The organism is Nocardiopsis sp. CNS-639 (genome assembly GCF_000381685.1).
GTDB lineage: Bacteria > Actinomycetota > Actinomycetes > Streptosporangiales > Streptosporangiaceae > Nocardiopsis > Nocardiopsis dassonvillei.
Map to the genome: position 1 here is coordinate 80,923 of NZ_KB906856.1, position 15,515 is coordinate 96,437.

Sequence of the window (15,515 nt, forward strand, 5' to 3'; positions counted from 1 at the left end):
CTATGCTTGACGTGTCACACGGGCCCCCATCGTCTAGCGGCCTAGGACGCCGCCCTTTCAAGGCGGTAGCGCGGGTTCGAATCCCGTTGGGGGTACGAGGCGGTTCGAGCACTCCCGGACATCTGGCAGAATGAGAACCGCAGCGAGAGCACGGGGCCCAGGCCCGGTGCGACAACTGAACAAGGTCCTGTGGAGCAGTTAGGAGTGCTCGCCACCCTGTCAAGGTGGAGGCCGCGGGTTCAAATCCCGTCAGGACCGCCGTCGCCGAGAGATCGGCGAGTGCGGCTAGGTAGCTCAGTTGGTACGAGCGTCCGCCTGAAAAGCGGAAGGTCGGCGGTTCGACCCCGCCCCTAGCCACTCCAGGCAGACATGCAAAAAGGCCCCGCCACCTGCGGAAGCAGGCGGCGGGGCCTTTGCGTTGGTCGGTGGTTGTCGGTGGACGGCGGCGGTCCCCGGTGGATGTCCACGGCCAATGCGCGGCCACGTTCGAGCGCCTGCCCACACTGCCGGAGGCACGGTGAAGATCCCTGTGGAGCTGGTTGGTGCCCAGGTCACGCGAACGGCCTTCGACCACCAGGTCAGGATCACCTTCACCGGTCACGGCCCCGACGGCCGGGTCCGTCTCGACGGCGAACTCGTCATCGAGACCGCGTTGTCCCTCACGGACGCGGGTGGAAGGCAGGTCGCCCTGGCCCCGGGGACCGGTACCTGTCTGGCTCCGTTGCTCGGCCTGTTCACCAGGATCGTCACCGCGGTCGAGGTCACGGGGTACGGCACCCTGCGCCTCGGCTTCGACGACGGCACGGGGCTGGGGGTGGACCCGGATCCCAACTACGAGTCGTGGTGTCTGACCGGCTTCGGGTTCGATCCCGTCCTCGTGGGTCCTGGTGGAGAGACTGACTGGCGACGTTGAGCGGTGGCGTCTCGGTGGAGTAGGTGTGCTTCCTCGATCCTCCGCTTGGTGAGGTTCTGTCCGCACACGTGGGGCGTGTGGCATGGGGACGTCCTCAGCGCTCTCGTGCCGCGCCCGGACGGGCCCTGGGAGACGGCCCCTCGTCTCCCGGGCGCTGAGAGGGCCTCAGGCTTTCTGGAAGCTCTCTGGGGGAGTCCCGTGCCAAGCCCGTGGACTCCGGTAGGCGTCGGTGTCAGCCCACCGCCCGCCCGTGGCGTGATGCCTGGCCGTCTCTAGACTCGTATCGTGACAAAGCCTCGTTGGAACGTGATCGTCGGCTGGTCCCTGATCTTCGCCTATGTGTTCCTCGCGATGTGGTTCTTCACCAACCTGTTCGTGGCCCTGGGGCAGATGGTTTTTCTCGCCCTTCTGGTCGGGTTGGGGCGGTGGCACCGTCGCTCGAAGCACCGCCGGGCCACCTCCCTACCTGCGGAAGAGTCACTCCCGTAGCTCTTCGTCGTCGCGGTGATCTCGTCCTCGAAGACGCGAGGGGCGCGAACCCACACAGGTAAAGATGGATCTCCACTCGGAGGTGACCGACATCGGGAAGCACGGGGTCGGTCAGGTGCGCCCCAGCGCCGCGTTCCCGGCACTCTCTTCGAAGGCCGTGTTCACGCCGGAGGCCTCGTCCAACCTCAGGGTGACTTTGTCCGGGAACAGGTTGCGCGGGTTCTGCGATGAGGTCAGGACTGCGAAGCCGACCGAGCGGCCTCGTGGGGTCAGAGTGAAGATGGCGTTCTCGATCCGACGCCGCATGACCCCCGATCCGGGCGGTACGCCGTCGGAAACTTGCTCTCGTTATGGTTCTACGGCCGACTCGACCAGATCGCCGCAGTGCGGGCGTTCGTCACCGAGCGGTTGGCGGACTGCCCGATGGTGGACGATGCCGTACTACTCACGAGCGAGTTGGCGACCAACGCGGTTCAGCACACGCCGTCCAATCTTCCCGGTGCGGGGTTCGGCGTCCTCATCGAGCACGAGCACGGCCGCAGCGTGCGCGTCACCGTGCACGACGGCGGTTCGTATTTCGACGCCCCGTACGTGGCGCAGCCCGAACCCGAGGCCGAACACGGCCGAGGGCTGTTCCTCGTTGACGCATTGGCCACCTCATGGGGCAGCCACGCCACCCTCTCCGGCCGCAAGACCTGGTTGCATATCAAATGCAGCTGACCCTCGGTTCTTTGGTCAATGTTCCCATGTGGGGCCTGGGATCCAAGTAGAATTCCCTCATGACCTTTGAACTTGCATCCCAAATAATAATTGCGATATTTGGTTTCCTTGGCGTGGTGTTTCCGTTGATCCCAAGGCGACAAAATAGGTCACTTCGAGACAATATAAAGGAAGATCTTGAGATAGCGAGTAACCTTCCCGATGGATCTGCAAAAGACAAGCTCTTGCAGCATGTCGATGCAATGGTGGTTCAGGTTTGTGAAGAGCAAAACTATCGCCGCGAACCTTTTGGTCTTGTTCTGGGCATGAGTTTCATCATATTTTCCGCTGCTGGTGGAATCTGGGTTATTAGCGCTGGTGGATGGTGGCTCGTGGCGCTGGTAGTCCTAATCCCTTCGCTCTTTATGGGGATCGTGGGAGTCACGCTCGATGGGACAAAAAAGAAGCGGGATTCTCGAGGTCGATCTATAACCGAATGATTGCGATTGCCGAGTTGGGCTGTATGGGATCAAGGCGACGGCGCGAGCGCCGTCGCAGCGGCCTCCGGCCGCCGCTCGGACTGCGGGCTGCCGCCCGGTCCCGAGCGCGGCCGATGGCCGCCCTGGTTGGCATCTTGACGCGGGCAGACGACGAACGGTTGCCGTTTCGGGGAAATCGCCTTCTGACGTGCTCAGATCCCGAGGCACCCGATAGCGGAGTGCGACTGTCTTGGGTAACCGCCGCGTCGCTATCGGGCACCTCGGCCCGGAACCGCGGTTGCCGAAGTCCCGTGGCCGGGGGAGCGGCGGCAGACGGGGGAGCGCACGCGCGGCACCGCTGTGGCGGACCGCCTTCCCCTACGTCAGGGCAGACCGGAGACACCTCGAAGTGACAGCAGTGGTGACAGCAACGACAGCAACCGGGGATGGACTCACCCGGACCCGAGCGGACATCTATCCCGCAGGCCAGCACGGCCACTCCACACTTACCCCGCCTGAAAAGCGGAAGGTCGGCGGTTCGACCCCGCCCCTAGCCACAACCAGCAGACATGCAAAAAGGTCCCGCCACCTGCGGAAGCAGGCGGCGGGGCCTTTGCGTTGGTCGGTGGGCGCCTCCGGCGGCTGCCCGCTGCATGCTCGTGCCCTCTCGCGAAGCCCCGTACTCCGGGAGTTCCGAAGTACGGGTCTTCCTGATTCCCAGGGTTCGCGACCCCGGAGCGTCGCAGGCAGTGTGTAGAAAGGAACCCCCGCCCCCGTGAGGAGACGGTGTTCCGCACGGGCCTGGACATGGTCTACTACGTCGACGCCAACCTCTCCACGGGCAACACCGACGTGGCCGACTTCGCTCGGGGCGCGCACGAGGCGCCGGGAGGGGTCCTGCGTTTCGCGTCCTTCTTCGGGGAGGACAAGCCGCAGTACCCGGACGCGGACCCGGACACCTTCTCCTTCACACCCCGCCCGGCCTCTGACCTTCGACTGACCCGCACACCGCCCGGCCCCGTGCTCGGGGCGGCGGACGGCCGGGACCGTCCCGGGCACCGCGCCCCGAGCGCACGGAAGGTCCTTGCGGCGAGGGTGACGCCGACCACGGCGTGCGCGGGGCTCCTCGGGTAGTGTCCGGACCCGTGAGCCACGTGACCGCAGCTGACGGAACCCGGATCTGGTACGACGTCCTCGGGCAGGGCGACCCGCTCCTGCTCCTCAACGGGCAGTCCCTCGACCACGAGATGTGGGACGGGGTGCACGCCGACCTGGCCCGGCGCCACAGGGTCGTGCGGATGGACTTCCGGGGGACCGGCGGCAGCGACGCGCCCCTGGACGAGCCCTACACCTTCGACCTGTTCGTGGACGACGCCCTCACCGTCCTGGACGCCCTGGACATCCCCCGCACGCACGTCTACGGGTTCTCCATGGGCGGGAAGGTCGCCCAGACCTTCGCGGCCACCCGGCCCGGACGCCTCGGCGCGCTCGTGCTGGGCTCCACGGCGCCGGGCGGGAGCAACGAGGTGGAACGCTTCAGGTCGGCCACCCTCGCGCTGCGCCGGGCCAGTACGGCCGAGGGGCGCGACCTGATCGCCGAACTCTTCTACGGCCCCGAGTGGGCCGCCGCCCACCCCGACACGGTCACCCGCGTCCTGCCGCGCGGACCGCTGCGCGCCCAGCGCCTGCACTTCGGCGCCAGCTCGGGCTACGACGGCTGGGACCTGCTGCCCTCCATCCAGGCGCCGACGCTGGTCGTGCACGGTGAGGACGACGTCCTCACCCCGGTCGGCAACGCCGCCCTGCTGGCGGAGCGCGTCCCCGACGCCCGGCTGCTGGTCCTGCCCGGCATGCGCCACGGCTACCTGCACGAGGACGCGGCCAAGGCCACGCGCGAGGTGCTGGACTTCCTGGCGGAGCACCCGCTTCCCGCGCGGGACTGACCGGTGGGGCTGGTCGGCGGGACCGGCCGGCGGGGTCCGGACCCCGGGCGCGGACGTTCCCGCAGACCGCGCTCGTTCCCGCCGGCCAGGACCGCCGACCGCATTCACCGACCGTGCGCTACGGAGCGGGCGGACCCGGCGGGAAGTCGCTGCGCAGCCTGTCCAGCATGCGGCGGTCGCGCTTGGTCGGCCGTCCGGCTCCCCGGTCGCGCCTGATGACGGGCGTGGCCGCCTGCGGCGGAGGCGTCGGCGTCCTGTCGGTGTAGCAGCGCGCGGCGATCGGCGCGCTCACGCGCTTCTCGATGACATGGCCCACATCGACCGTGCGCGTGGTCCCGTGCAGCCGGACGCGCACCTCGTCGCCGGCCTTGACCGTGGTGGCGGGTTTGGCCGGGCGGTCGTTGACGCGCACGTGCCCGCCCCGGCAGGCCTGGGCCGCGTCCGAGCGCGTCTTCGTGAGGCGTACCGCCCACAGCCAGCGGTCGACCCGGGTGCTCTCCGGGCCCGACGGCAGGGGCGCCGAGAACTCGTTCACGCCGGTTCCTTCCACTCTCCTGGGCGTTTCCCGCCACTCTAGGCGGCCGCCGGTACGAAGCACTCCGAAGTCGCGCTAGAGTTATCCATGCAGCGAGGTCCTGTGGAGCAGTTAGGAGTGCTCGCCACCCTGTCAAGGTGGAGGCCGCGGGTTCAAATCCCGTCAGGACCGCATGATGGAGGCCCGGTGTCGATCAGACACCGGGCCTTCGGCGTTCTGCGGCCGACACGGACACGGAAGGGCATGAGGGACCTTGGGTTACCGGTACGCCGTCGAGCGGACCGACCATTCGGCCCTGGCGGGCGGACACGTGCTGCGGTCCGCGCCGGGCTTTCCGGGTTTTCCGGTGCGGCTGGCCAGTGAGCTGTTCCAGCGCGCGATGGTGCACACCGGAGGGGAGCCCGTCCGCCTGTGGGACCCGTGCTGCGGCAGCGGGTACCTGGCGACGGTGCTGGGCCTGCTCCACCGCGACCTGCTCACCGGCGTCCGCGCCACCGACGTGGACGCCGACGCGGTCGCCCTGGCCGCGCGCAACCTCCGGTTGCTGACCGCCGAGGGGCTCGCCGAACGCGAGGAGGAGCTGCGCCGCTCCGCCCGGGACTTCGGCCGCGTGGCCTTCGTGGAGCGCGCCGAGGCCGCCCGCGACCTGGCGGCGGGGCTGGCCGCGCAGGGCGGCGACCTGCCCCACGAGGCGGCCGTGGCCGACGTGTTCTCCCTGGAGGAGGGCGTGGAAGCCGACCTGGTGGTGACGGACGTGCCCTACGGCGAGATGACGCGGTGGGAGGGGAACGTTCCCGGCGGCGCCGGTGAGCCGATGCGGGGGTTGCTGGCCTCCCTGGGCCGGGTGCTGCCCGAGCACGCCGTCGTGGTGGTGACCGCCCGCACCCGGCGGGTCTCCCTGCCCGAGGGCGTGCGCGCGCTGGAGCGGGTGAAGGTGGGCAACCGGGCCGCGGTGCTGGTGCGCGCCCGCGACATCGCGCCCTGAGCCGGGCCGCCGGAACCGTCGCTGGGGTGACACGGGGTTCCTGACTTGCGGTGGCGGAGGGCGGGGCCGACGAGCCTTCGCGGTCACCTGACACCTGTCTTTTTCGACTGCGGTGTTCGTCCACAGGCTGTGGACGGTCGTGCGGGGCCCGCTCGCTCCCGTGCGGTGCCCCTCTGCTTCCGCGTGGCTCCCTGACCGCTTGCGCGCGGGCCCACCCGTTTCCGCGCTGGGCCCGCCCGCTTTTGAGCAGTACCCCGTCCGCTTCCGTGCGGCATCCCTCTGCTTCCGCGCGGGCCCACCCGATTCCGCGCGCGGCCTCCGCTTCCCGGTCTCGTGGACGGCTCCCCGGCGCGGCGCGGGGCGTCCTGACAACCGGGGTCGCTTCCGGCCGCCTCATCCCCGCACGTGGGCGAAGGCCCGCCAGGTGTACAGGGCCACCGCCAGGGCGACCGCCGCCAGCAGCACGAAGCCCAGCGTGTAGGCCCCGGTCGCCTGGTACACCGCCCCCATGAGCAGCGGCGGGAAGTAGCCGCCCAGCCCGCCGGCCGCGCCGACCAGGCCCGTGACCGTGCCCACCCTCGACGGCTCCACCAGCTTGGCCACCAGCGCGAACACGGCACCGGTGCCCAAACCCAGCGACAGCGCGATCAGCACGAACGCGGCGCCGGCGGGGAACTCCGCGGGCGGGTGCAGGGCCAGCACGACCGCGAACACGCAGGTGCCTAGGAACGAGATCAGGCACACCCGCACCGGGCCGATCCGGTCCGACAGGACGCCGCCGACCGGCCGGGCCGCCACGGCCGCCACCGCGAACCCGGCGGTGCGCAGACCCGCGGCGGTCTGCGCGTAGTCGTAGGCCAGCGTCAGCAGAGTCGGCAGGTAGGTCGAGAAGGCCACGAAACCGCCGAAGGCGACCGCGTACAGCAGCGACGCCTGCCAGGTCGCCCGCAGCCGCACGGCCTCCCCCATGCGCGGCAGCGCGGGCTCCGTGCGCGGCCGCCAGTCCGGCGAGTCCCGGCACATCAGCCACATCACCACGCCCATGACCGCCAGCGCCGCGCACAGCAGCAGGTGGGTGGTGAACAGCCCCACCGCGCCCACCAGCCAGGGGGTGAGGAAGGACGACAGGGCGGTGCCGCCCATCCCCGCGCCGAACACGCCCGTCGCGAACCCGCGCCGGTTCGCCGGGTACCAGGCGTTCACGAACGGGATGCCGACCGCGAACGACGTGCCCGCTACACCGAGGACGAAGCCCCACAGCAGCAGCATCCCGTAGGAGTCGCCCGAGACCCCCACCAGGAACGTCGGCACGATGCTCGCGAAGCACAGGGCCGTGAACATCAGCCGCCCGCCGTAGCGGTCGGTCAGCGCGCCCACGGGGATGCGCCCCAACGCCCCCACCAGCACCGGGAAGGCCACCAGGATCGAGGTCTGCGTGGGTGTCAGCCCCAGGTTCTCGGTGTAGGTGCGCGACAGGGGGCCGATGAGGTTCCACGCCCAGAAGGTGAGCGTGAACGCCGCCGTGGCCAACGCGAGGTTGCCGCCGGCCGTGCCGCGGTGCGACACCCTTTTTCCCGATTCCGTACGCATATGCGCATTCCTTCCTCCGCCGTTCCAGGCGATTGTCACCCGATCCGGTGTGGGATGCGTCTTTTTCACGCCGGAGAAGGCATATTTGTTGGCGGAATGCAGTGGGTTCTGGCCCTGCGTCCCCGCTGGGGGCCAAGGAACGGTAAATGGGGTGTTGTCCGTATGGCGGCGGAAAGCAAAAAAGGCGGCGCGGGGAACGCCCTTCTGGCGCTGGGCAACCACCTCACCCGCTCCGAGCCGCTGGACGGCGACCGTGCGCAGGTCAGGAAGGGTGGACGCCAGGGCGACTCCTTCTACCGCGACCGGTGGAGCCACGACCGCGTGGTCCGTTCCACGCACGGCGTGAACTGCACGGGTTCGTGTTCCTGGGACGTCTACGTCAAGGACGGAATCATCACCTGGGAAACGCAGGCCACCGACTACCCGTCGGTCGGCCCGGACCGCCCCGAATACGAACCGCGCGGATGTCCGCGCGGCGCCGCCTTCTCCTGGTACACCTATTCGCCCACCCGCGTCCGCTATCCCTACGCGCGCGGCGTTCTCGTGCGGATGTACCGCGAGGCGCGCGCCCGTCTGGGCGACCCGGTGGCGGCCTGGGAGGAGATCACCACCGACCCCGACCGGCGCGCCCGCTACCAGCGGGCCCGGGGCAAGGGCGGTCTGGTCCGGATCAGCTGGGACGAGGCCCTGGAGATCGCCGCCGCCGCGCACGTGCTCACCATCCGCAGGTACGGACCGGACCGCGTCGCCGGGTTCTCGCCGATCCCCGCGATGTCGATGGTCTCCCACGGCGTGGGCGCGCGCTTCGTGAACCTGCTCGGCGGCTCCATGCTGTCCTTCTACGACTGGTACGCCGATCTGCCCGTGGCCTCGCCGCAGGTGTTCGGCGACCAGACCGACGTCCCCGAGTCCGGTGACTGGTGGGACGCCGCCTACCTGGTGCTGTGGGGCTCCAACGTCCCCGTCACCCGCACCCCCGACGCCCACTGGATGGCCGAGGCCCGCTACCGGGGCCAGAAGGTGGTGGTCGTCTCCCCGGACTACAGCGACGCCACCAAGTTCGCCGACGAGTGGCTGGCGCCCCACCCGGGCACGGACGGGGCCCTGGCGATGGCCATGGGGCACGTGATCCTCAAGGAGCGGTTCGTCGACCGCACCACGCCGCGCTTCGACGACTACGTGCGCCGCTACACCGACCTGCCGTTCCTGGTGGCCCTGGACAGCCGCGACGGCCGCCTCGTCCCCGGCAAGTTCCTCACCGCAGCCGACCTGGGGGACACGGGGGAGAACGCCGAGTGGAAGCCGGTGTTCTGGCCGGAGGGCGAGGACGCCCCCGTCGCGCCCAACGGCACCGTCGGCCACCGCTGGGGCGAGGCCGGGACCGGACGGTGGAACCTGGACCTGGAGGGCCGCGTCCCCGCCCTCACCCTCTACGCGGAGGGCGGGGAGGCCGCTGAGGTCGCCCTGAACCGCTTCGACACCCCCGGCGGCACGGCCGGGGTCCTCACCCGCGGCGTCCCGGTCCGCAGGGTCGGCGGACGCCTCGTCACCACCGTCTTCGACCTGGTCCTGGCCCAGTACGGGGTGCACCGCCACGACCTGCCCGGCAGCTGGCCCACCGGATACGACGACGCCGCCGAGCCCTGCACGCCCGCCTGGCAGGCCGAACTCACCGGGGTGCCCGCCGACCGGGCGGCCCGCATCGCCCGTGAGTTCGCCGCCACCGCCGAGGAGTCCGGCGGCCGGGCCATGATCATCCTCGGCGCGGGCACCAACCAGTGGTTCCACGGCGAGAACGCCTACCGCGCCTTCCTGTCCCTGCTGCTGCTCACCGGCTGCCAGGGCGTCAACGGCGGCGGCTGGGCCCACTACGTCGGCCAGGAGAAGTGCCGCACCTCCGCGGGGTGGGCCGCGTTCGCCTCCGCCGCGGACTGGACCCGGCCGCAGCGCTTCATGGCCGGAACCTCCTACTGGTACCTGCACACCGACCAGTGGCGCTACGACACCTACCGCGCCGACGCCCTCGCCTCGCCGCTCGGCCCGGGGCGGGTGCGCGGCCAGCACACCGCCGACCTGGTCGCCGCATCGGCCCGCATGGGGTGGATGCCCTCCTACCCGACCTTCGACCGCAACCCGATCGACCTGGGACGCGAGGCGCGCGAGCGCGGGCAGGACCCCGCGGAGTACGTCGCCGACCAGCTCCACAGCGGTGACCTGCGCTTCGCCGCAGAGGACCCCGACGCCCCCGCCAACTGGCCCCGGGTCCTCACCGTGTGGCGGTCCAACCTGTTCGGCTCCTCGGCCAAGGGCAACGAGTACTTCCTCAAGCACCTGCTCGGCACCCGCTCCAACCTGCTGGCCGAACCCGCCGGGCCCGCGGACCGGCCCGCCGACGTCACCTGGCGCGAGGAGGTCCCCGAGGGCAAGCTCGACCTGCTGCTGTCCATCGACTTCCGGATGACCAGCACGACCCTGCTGTCCGACATCGTGCTGCCCGCCGCGACCTGGTACGAGAAGTACGACCTGTCCACCACGGACATGCACCCCTACGTGCACTCGTTCAACCCGGCCATCGACCCGCCCTGGGAGACCCGCACCGACTTCGACGCCTTCCACGCCCTGGCGAAGGCGTTCAGCGCGCTGGCCGCCGACCACCTGGACGAGGTCACCGACCTGGTGGCCGTACCCCACCAGCACGACACCCCCGGCGAGCTGGCCCAGCCGCACGGCGTCCCGACGGACTGGAAGGCGGAGGGAGTACGGCCCGTCCCCGGCCGGACCATGCCCGCCGTCGTGCCCGTGCGCCGCAACTACTCCGAGGTCGCGCAGAAGCTGGCCGCCCTGGGGCCGCTGGCCGAGTCCAAGGGGCTGCCGGTCAAGGGCGTGTCCTTCACCCCGGACAAGGAGGTGGAGTGGCTGCGCCAGCGCAACGGCGCCGTCCGGGGCGGGGTCGCCGACGGCCGCCCCTCCCTGGACACCGACGTCAAGGCCTGCGAGATGATCCTGGCGCTGTCCGGCACCAGCAACGGCCGCCTGGCCGCGCAGGGCTTCCGCCTCCTGGCCGAGCGCACCGGCACCGACATGGACGAGCTGATCCACCAGGCCGCCGAACGCCGGGTGGTCTTCTCCGACGCGAGCCGGGGCCCCACGACGGTGGGCTCCAGCCCGGAGTGGTCGGGCAAGGAGGCCCCCGACCGCCGGTACTCGCCGTTCACCATCAACGTCGAGCACGACAAGCCCTGGCACACCCTCACCGGCCGCCAGCACTTCTACCTCGACCACGACTGGATGCACGAGTTCGGCGAGGCACTGCCCGTCTACCGGCCGCCGCTCGACATCAGCCGCCTGTTCGGCGAGCCCCGCCTCGGCCCGACCGGCCAGCGCGAGGTGGTCGTGCGCTACCTGACCCCGCACTCCAAGTGGTCGATCCACTCCGAGTACCAGGACAACCTGCTGCTCCAGACCCTCTCCCGCGGCGGCCCCACGATCTGGATGAGCCCCGCCGACGCCGAGGCGATCGGCGCCGCCGACAACGACTGGGTGGAGGCGGTCAACCGCAACGGCGTGGTGGTGGCGCGGCTGGTGGTCTCGCACCGGATGCCCGCCGGAACCGTGTACATGTACCACGTCCAGGAGCGCACCATCGACGTGCCCAAGTCCGAGACCACCGGCAGGCGCGGCGGCATCCACAACTCGCTCACGCGCCTGCTGGTCAAGCCCACCCACCTCATCGGCGGCTACGCGCAGCTCTCCTACGCCTTCAACTACCTCGGCCCGACCGGCAACCAGCGCGACGAGGTCACCGTCGTGCGCAAGCGGACCACGGAGGTGCGTTACTGATGGCACAGGCCCACGGCGGCGGGGGCGGGACCGGCGGCTCCGGAGGGGAGCGGCCGGTCGGCAGGGTCATGGCGCAGGTCGCCATGGTGATGAACCTGGACAAGTGCATCGGCTGCCACACGTGCTCGGTCACCTGCAAGCAGGCCTGGACCAACCGCAGCGGCGTCGAGTACGTGTGGTTCAACAACGTCGAGACGCGGCCCGGGCAGGGCTACCCGCGCACCTACCAGGACCAGGAGCGCTGGAAGGGCGGCTGGGTCCTCGACGCCAGGGGGCGGCTCAAGCCCCGCGCGGGCGGGCGGCTCAAACGGCTGGCCACCATCTTCGCCAACCCGGTCATGCCCTCCCTCCAGGACTACTACGAGCCCTGGACCTACGACTACGAGACGCTGACCAACGCGCCCCTGGGCGACGACTTCCCGGTGGCCGAGCCCCGGTCGGCGCTCACCGGCGAGCCCATGAAGGTCAGCTGGAGCGCCAACTGGGACGACGACCTCGGCGGCGGACCGGAGCTGACCCGGCGGGACCCGATCGTGCGCAGGCTCGGCGACAGTGTGCGGTTCTCCTTCGAGGAGACCTTCATGTTCTACCTGCCGCGCATCTGCGAGCACTGCCTCAACCCGTCGTGCGTGGCCGCCTGCCCCAGCGGCGCCCTGTACAAGCGGGTCGAGGACGGCATCGTCCTGGTCGACCAGGACCGCTGCCGGGGCTGGCGCATGTGCGTCACCGGCTGCCCGTACAAGAAGGTCTACTTCAACCACAAGACGGGCAAGGCCGAGAAGTGCACGTTCTGCTACCCGCGGGTGGAGGTGGGCATGCCCACCGTCTGCTCCGAGACGTGCGTGGGGCGGCTGCGCTACCTGGGCGTGGTCCTCTACGACGCCGACCGGGTCCGCGAGGCGGCGTCGGTGGCGGACGAGAGGGACCTGTACCGCGCCCAGCTCGACGTGTTCCTCGATCCCACCGACCCGGCCGTGCGCGCCGCGGCCCGACGCGACGGCATCCCCGACCGCTGGGTGGAGTCGGCCGCCCGCTCCCCGGTCTACGCGCTGGCCAAGCGCTTCCGGGTGGCGCTGCCGCTGCACCCGGAGTACCGCACGATGCCGATGGTCTGGTACATCCCGCCGCTGTCGCCGGTGGTGGACGCGCTCTCCTCCACCGGGCACGACGGCGAGGACGCCGACAACCTCTTCGCCGCCATCGACACCCTGCGCATCCCCGTGGAGTACCTGGCCGAGCTGTTCACCGCGGGCGACACCGGCCCCGTGGACCTGGTCCTGCGGCGGCTCGCGGCCATGCGCTCCCACATGCGCCGGATCAACCTGGGCCGGGAGCGCGACGACTCCATCGCCGCCTCCGTCGGGATGACCGGCACCGAGATCGAGGACATGTACCGGCTCCTGGCCCTGGCCAAGTACGACGAGCGCTACGTCATCCCCACCGCCTACGGGGTGGACGAGGCCGACCGCGGGGTCATCGACGAGATCGGGTGCAGCCTCGACTTCGAGGGCGGGCCGGGCATGGGCGGCATGGGCGGGGGCGTGCCCTTCGGCGAGGCCTCCGGGCAGCCCCAGGCGGCGACCGTGGAGAACTTCCACGCCCTGCGCACCCGCCAGACCAGCGACTCCCAGGCGGACACGAGCGGCCGGGTCAACCTCCTCAACTGGGACGGCAACGGCCGACCCGCAGGGCTCTTCCCACCCCGACGGGGTGGTGACGACGAAGGCGGCGGTGGCGGCGAGACCGCGCCGCCGAGGAGGGGGAGAGGATGAGCACCACCGCTGACGCAGGGGGAGCGGACGGGACGGTACGGAGCGGCACCGGGTGGCTGGGGGAGGCGCGCGCCATCCGCCGGGCGCACCGCGTGGCGGTCACCCACCAGGCCGCCTCGGTCCTGCTCGGCTACCCCGACCAGGCCTTCTTCGAACGCCTGCCGCTGGTGGCCCGCGCGGTCGCCGAGCTGCCGAGGGGAGGGGTGCGCGCGGCGCTCCGGGAGTTCTGCGACCACGCCTCCACCGTCTCCGAACTGGAGCTGTGCGAGCACTACGTGGACGTGTTCGACCTGCGCAGGCGCAGGACCCTGCACATGACCTACTACACCGACGGCGACACCCGCCGCAGGGGGCACGCCCTGGCCGAGATCAAGCGCGTCTACGCCGAGGCCGGGTGGCGGGTGGAGAACCGCGAGCTGCCCGACCACCTGGCGGTGGTCCTGGAGTTCGCGGCCCGGGGCGACGCGCGCGCGGGCGAGGCCCTGCTGCTGCGCTTCCGGCCGGGTCTGGAGCTGATGGCCCGGACCCTGCACGACCACGGCACGCCCTACGCGCGGATCGTGGACGCGGTCCGGATGACCCTGCCCGCCCAGGAGCGCGGGGACCTGGAGGCCGTGCGCAGGCTCGCGGCCCAGGGGCCGCCCGCCGAGGACGTGGGCCTGGAACCGTACGGGGTGCGGGCGCCGCTGCCGCGGACCGAGGCCCCCGGGCACGACCGGGAGGAGCGGTGAACGGGTACGGCGCGCTCGACCTGCTGCTGTGGGGCGTCCTGCCCTACGCGGTCCTCGTCCTGGTGGTGGGCGGCCTCGTCTGGCGGTACCGGTACGACCGGTTCGGCTGGACCACCCGCTCGTCGGAGCTGTACGAGTCCAGACTGCTGCGGATCGGCAGCCCGCTGTTCCACATCGGCCTGCTCCTGGTGATCGGCGGCCACGCGGTGGGACTGCTCGTGCCCGAGGGCTGGACCCGGGCGCTCGGGGTGTCCGACACCGTCTACCACGTCACCGCCCTGTCGCTCGGGCTCGTGGCGGGGGTGTGCACGCTCGGCGGGATCGTCCTGCTGATCTGGCGCCGCCGCACGACGGGGCCGGTGTTCAGCGCCACCACGCGCAACGACAAGCTCATGTACCTGGTGCTGGTCCTGGCCATCGTCACCGGGCTGGGCATGACCGCCTACTTCGCCGGGGTGGAGGTGGCGGGCGGGCACACCCAGGACTACCGGCGGACGGTGTCGCCGTGGTTCCGCTCCATCTGGGTGCTCCAGCCCGATGTCGCGGCGATGTCCGCCGCCGAGGCCCCGTACAAGCTGCACGCCCTCGTCGGCCTGGGGCTGTTCGCCCTGCTGCCCTTCACCCGCCTGGTGCACGCGTTCAGCGCGCCGATCGGCTACCTCTTCCGTCCCTACGTCGTCTACCGCACGCGGGATCGGTACCCGACCGCCTCGGGGCAGGCGGAGCGGCCCGCCCGCCGGGGCTGGTGACCCGGCCGCCCGTGCGGCCCGCCAGTGCGGTCCGGTCTCCCGTGCGGCCCGCCAGTGCGGTCCGGTCTCCCGTGCGGTCCGGTCTCCCGTGACGCCGAGGCCGTCCGTGCGGCCCGCCGTGTGACCCGGCCGCCTGTGGGGATCGGGCCCCCGTGTGGTCCGGTCCCCCGCGTTGCTCGGTTCCCCGTGTGGCCCGGGCCGTCCGTCCGGCCGGGGCGGTCCGGGCGGACCGCGGCCCGTCCCGGTCACGGACGGTGACCGCGTGACCGGGGTGTGCGCGGTGGTTATGTGTGGGAACGTGGTCATTGGCCCGCGCACACCGCGTGCGCGAACACGGGGAGTGGGAGAGAGTGCCATGGACCTGACGGTCGTCGACGTTCCGGAACGCTCGCGCTACGAGGTGAGCGCGGACGGGGCGGTGGTGGGGTTCTCCGCCTACCACCTGATCGACAAGGGCGTGTACGCCCTGCCGCACGTGGAGGTCGACCCCTCCTTCGAGGGCAAGGGTGTGGCGAGCCGCCTCATGCGCGACTCCTTGGACCACATCCGGTCGCGGGGGCTCAAGATCGTGCCGATCTGCCCCTTCGCGCAGGCGTACCTCAAGAAGAACCCGTCCTACGCCGACCTGGTCCACGAGGGCTGAGCCCGCGGCCGCGCGCGGGGTCCTCCGGGGCGGCTCCGCGGACCGGAGGCGGATAACGGGGACATCACCATCCGGGCACGGCGTGTTCCGGATGGTGATTCCGCGTACTTCAGGGGTATGTGGGAGCGGTTGTCCTCTTATGGAGTG

General features: G+C 70.9%; 15 protein-coding genes and 4 tRNA genes. 16 read left to right on the forward strand and 3 right to left on the reverse strand.

Annotated elements, in window-relative coordinates; translation table 11 throughout:
- The first annotated feature begins 22 nt into the window (after positions 1 to 22).
- The 5 genes from G011_RS0105750 to G011_RS0105770 all read left to right on the forward strand — a co-directional run bounded on the left by G011_RS0105750 (position 23) and on the right by G011_RS0105770 (position 1,402).
- Positions 23 to 95: transfer RNA gene (locus G011_RS0105750), tRNA-Glu, on the forward strand.
- Positions 96 to 183: 88 nt separating this feature from the next.
- A tRNA-Asp gene (locus G011_RS0105755) sits at positions 184 to 258 on the forward strand.
- 25 nt (positions 259 to 283) lie between these two features.
- A tRNA-Phe gene (locus G011_RS0105760) sits at positions 284 to 357 on the forward strand.
- Positions 358 to 517: 160 nt separating this feature from the next.
- Positions 518 to 913 carry a DUF6188 family protein gene (locus tag G011_RS0105765; RefSeq protein WP_019607662.1) on the forward strand — a complete coding sequence of 132 codons (396 nt, stop codon included), beginning with the start codon at positions 518 to 520 and terminating at the stop codon, positions 911 to 913.
- Positions 914 to 1,198: 285 nt separating this feature from the next.
- Positions 1,199 to 1,402 carry a hypothetical protein gene (locus tag G011_RS0105770; RefSeq protein ID WP_155979725.1) on the forward strand — a complete coding sequence of 68 codons (204 nt, stop codon included), beginning with the start codon at positions 1,199 to 1,201 and terminating at the stop codon, positions 1,400 to 1,402.
- A 111-nt stretch (positions 1,403 to 1,513) separates the two neighbouring features.
- Here the strand turns inward: G011_RS0105770 and G011_RS0105775 are convergent, their stop codons facing one another.
- Entirely contained in the window at positions 1,514 to 1,708 is a 195-nt protein-coding gene (locus tag G011_RS0105775; RefSeq protein WP_019607664.1) for a hypothetical protein, read from the reverse strand.
- 33 nt (positions 1,709 to 1,741) lie between these two features.
- Between G011_RS0105775 and G011_RS0105780 the strand changes: the two genes are divergently transcribed.
- The 4 genes from G011_RS0105780 to G011_RS0105790 all read left to right on the forward strand — a co-directional run bounded on the left by G011_RS0105780 (position 1,742) and on the right by G011_RS0105790 (position 4,523).
- Positions 1,742 to 2,122 carry an ATP-binding protein gene (locus G011_RS0105780; RefSeq protein ID WP_019607665.1) on the forward strand — a complete coding sequence of 127 codons (381 nt, stop codon included), beginning with the start codon at positions 1,742 to 1,744 and terminating at the stop codon, positions 2,120 to 2,122.
- A 59-nt stretch (positions 2,123 to 2,181) separates the two neighbouring features.
- Positions 2,182 to 2,601 carry a hypothetical protein gene (locus G011_RS31630; RefSeq protein ID WP_155979726.1) on the forward strand — a complete coding sequence of 140 codons (420 nt, stop codon included), beginning with the start codon at positions 2,182 to 2,184 and terminating at the stop codon, positions 2,599 to 2,601.
- 765 nt (positions 2,602 to 3,366) lie between these two features.
- Positions 3,367 to 3,714, forward strand: coding sequence for a hypothetical protein (locus tag G011_RS0105785; protein ID WP_019607666.1), 348 nt, complete (start codon positions 3,367 to 3,369; stop codon positions 3,712 to 3,714).
- The gene (locus G011_RS0105790) at positions 3,714 to 4,523 is read left to right on the forward strand and encodes an alpha/beta fold hydrolase (protein ID WP_019607667.1); all 810 of its coding nucleotides are present in this window, start codon (positions 3,714 to 3,716) and stop codon (positions 4,521 to 4,523) included. Before G011_RS0105785 ends, G011_RS0105790 begins: the two co-directional genes overlap by 1 nt.
- A gap of 118 nt (positions 4,524 to 4,641) precedes the next feature.
- On the opposite strand, the gene G011_RS0105795 is transcribed toward G011_RS0105790, so the two are convergent.
- Positions 4,642 to 5,058, reverse strand: coding sequence for an RNA-binding S4 domain-containing protein (locus tag G011_RS0105795; RefSeq protein ID WP_019607668.1), 417 nt, complete (start codon positions 5,056 to 5,058; stop codon positions 4,642 to 4,644).
- Between the two features lie 96 nt (positions 5,059 to 5,154).
- Between G011_RS0105795 and G011_RS0105800 the strand changes: the two genes are divergently transcribed.
- Positions 5,155 to 5,229 (forward strand) — tRNA-Asp (locus G011_RS0105800).
- An 82-nt stretch (positions 5,230 to 5,311) separates the two neighbouring features.
- On the forward strand, positions 5,312 to 6,043 hold the full coding sequence (locus G011_RS0105805) for an rRNA methyltransferase (protein ID WP_013155427.1): 732 nt from the start codon (positions 5,312 to 5,314) through the stop codon (positions 6,041 to 6,043).
- Between the two features lie 393 nt (positions 6,044 to 6,436).
- Here the strand turns inward: G011_RS0105805 and G011_RS0105810 are convergent, their stop codons facing one another.
- Complete coding sequence (locus G011_RS0105810) at positions 6,437 to 7,633, reverse strand: nitrate/nitrite transporter (RefSeq protein ID WP_026338056.1); 1,197 nt, start codon at positions 7,631 to 7,633, stop codon at positions 6,437 to 6,439.
- A 162-nt stretch (positions 7,634 to 7,795) separates the two neighbouring features.
- Between G011_RS0105810 and G011_RS0105815 the strand changes: the two genes are divergently transcribed.
- The 5 genes from G011_RS0105815 (at position 7,796) to G011_RS0105835 (ending at position 15,368) form a co-directional block, all read left to right on the forward strand.
- A complete protein-coding gene (locus G011_RS0105815) occupies positions 7,796 to 11,473 on the forward strand; it encodes a nitrate reductase subunit alpha (protein WP_019607670.1) in 3,678 nt (1,225 codons plus the stop codon).
- A complete protein-coding gene (gene narH / locus G011_RS0105820; protein ID WP_019607671.1) occupies positions 11,473 to 13,245 on the forward strand; it encodes a nitrate reductase subunit beta in 1,773 nt (590 codons plus the stop codon). The genes G011_RS0105815 and narH overlap by 1 nt, the downstream gene beginning before the upstream one ends.
- A complete protein-coding gene (narJ, locus tag G011_RS0105825) occupies positions 13,242 to 13,976 on the forward strand; it encodes a nitrate reductase molybdenum cofactor assembly chaperone (protein ID WP_019607672.1) in 735 nt (244 codons plus the stop codon). Before narH ends, narJ begins: the two co-directional genes overlap by 4 nt.
- A complete protein-coding gene (narI, locus tag G011_RS0105830; RefSeq protein ID WP_013155422.1) occupies positions 13,973 to 14,725 on the forward strand; it encodes a respiratory nitrate reductase subunit gamma in 753 nt (250 codons plus the stop codon). Before narJ ends, narI begins: the two co-directional genes overlap by 4 nt.
- Positions 14,726 to 15,080: 355 nt before the next feature.
- Positions 15,081 to 15,368 carry a GNAT family N-acetyltransferase gene (locus G011_RS0105835; protein ID WP_017563820.1) on the forward strand — a complete coding sequence of 96 codons (288 nt, stop codon included), beginning with the start codon at positions 15,081 to 15,083 and terminating at the stop codon, positions 15,366 to 15,368.
- Positions 15,369 to 15,515 lie beyond the last annotated feature (147 nt).

Excerpts from the sequence above, each read along its gene's own strand:
- G011_RS0105775 (WP_019607664.1), bottom strand. The coding sequence starts at position 1,708 with ATGCGGCGTCGGATCGAGAACGCCATCTTCACTCTGACCCCACGAGGC.
- G011_RS31630 (WP_155979726.1), top strand. The coding sequence starts at position 2,182 with ATGACCTTTGAACTTGCATCCCAAATAATAATTGCGATATTTGGTTTC.
- G011_RS0105810 (WP_026338056.1), bottom strand. The coding sequence starts at position 7,633 with ATGCGTACGGAATCGGGAAAAAGGGTGTCGCACCGCGGCACGGCCGGC.
- G011_RS0105815 (WP_019607670.1), top strand. The coding sequence starts at position 7,796 with ATGGCGGCGGAAAGCAAAAAAGGCGGCGCGGGGAACGCCCTTCTGGCG.
- narH (WP_019607671.1), top strand. The coding sequence starts at position 11,473 with ATGGCACAGGCCCACGGCGGCGGGGGCGGGACCGGCGGCTCCGGAGGG.
- narJ (WP_019607672.1), top strand. The coding sequence starts at position 13,242 with ATGAGCACCACCGCTGACGCAGGGGGAGCGGACGGGACGGTACGGAGC.
- G011_RS0105835 (WP_017563820.1), top strand. The coding sequence starts at position 15,081 with ATGGACCTGACGGTCGTCGACGTTCCGGAACGCTCGCGCTACGAGGTG.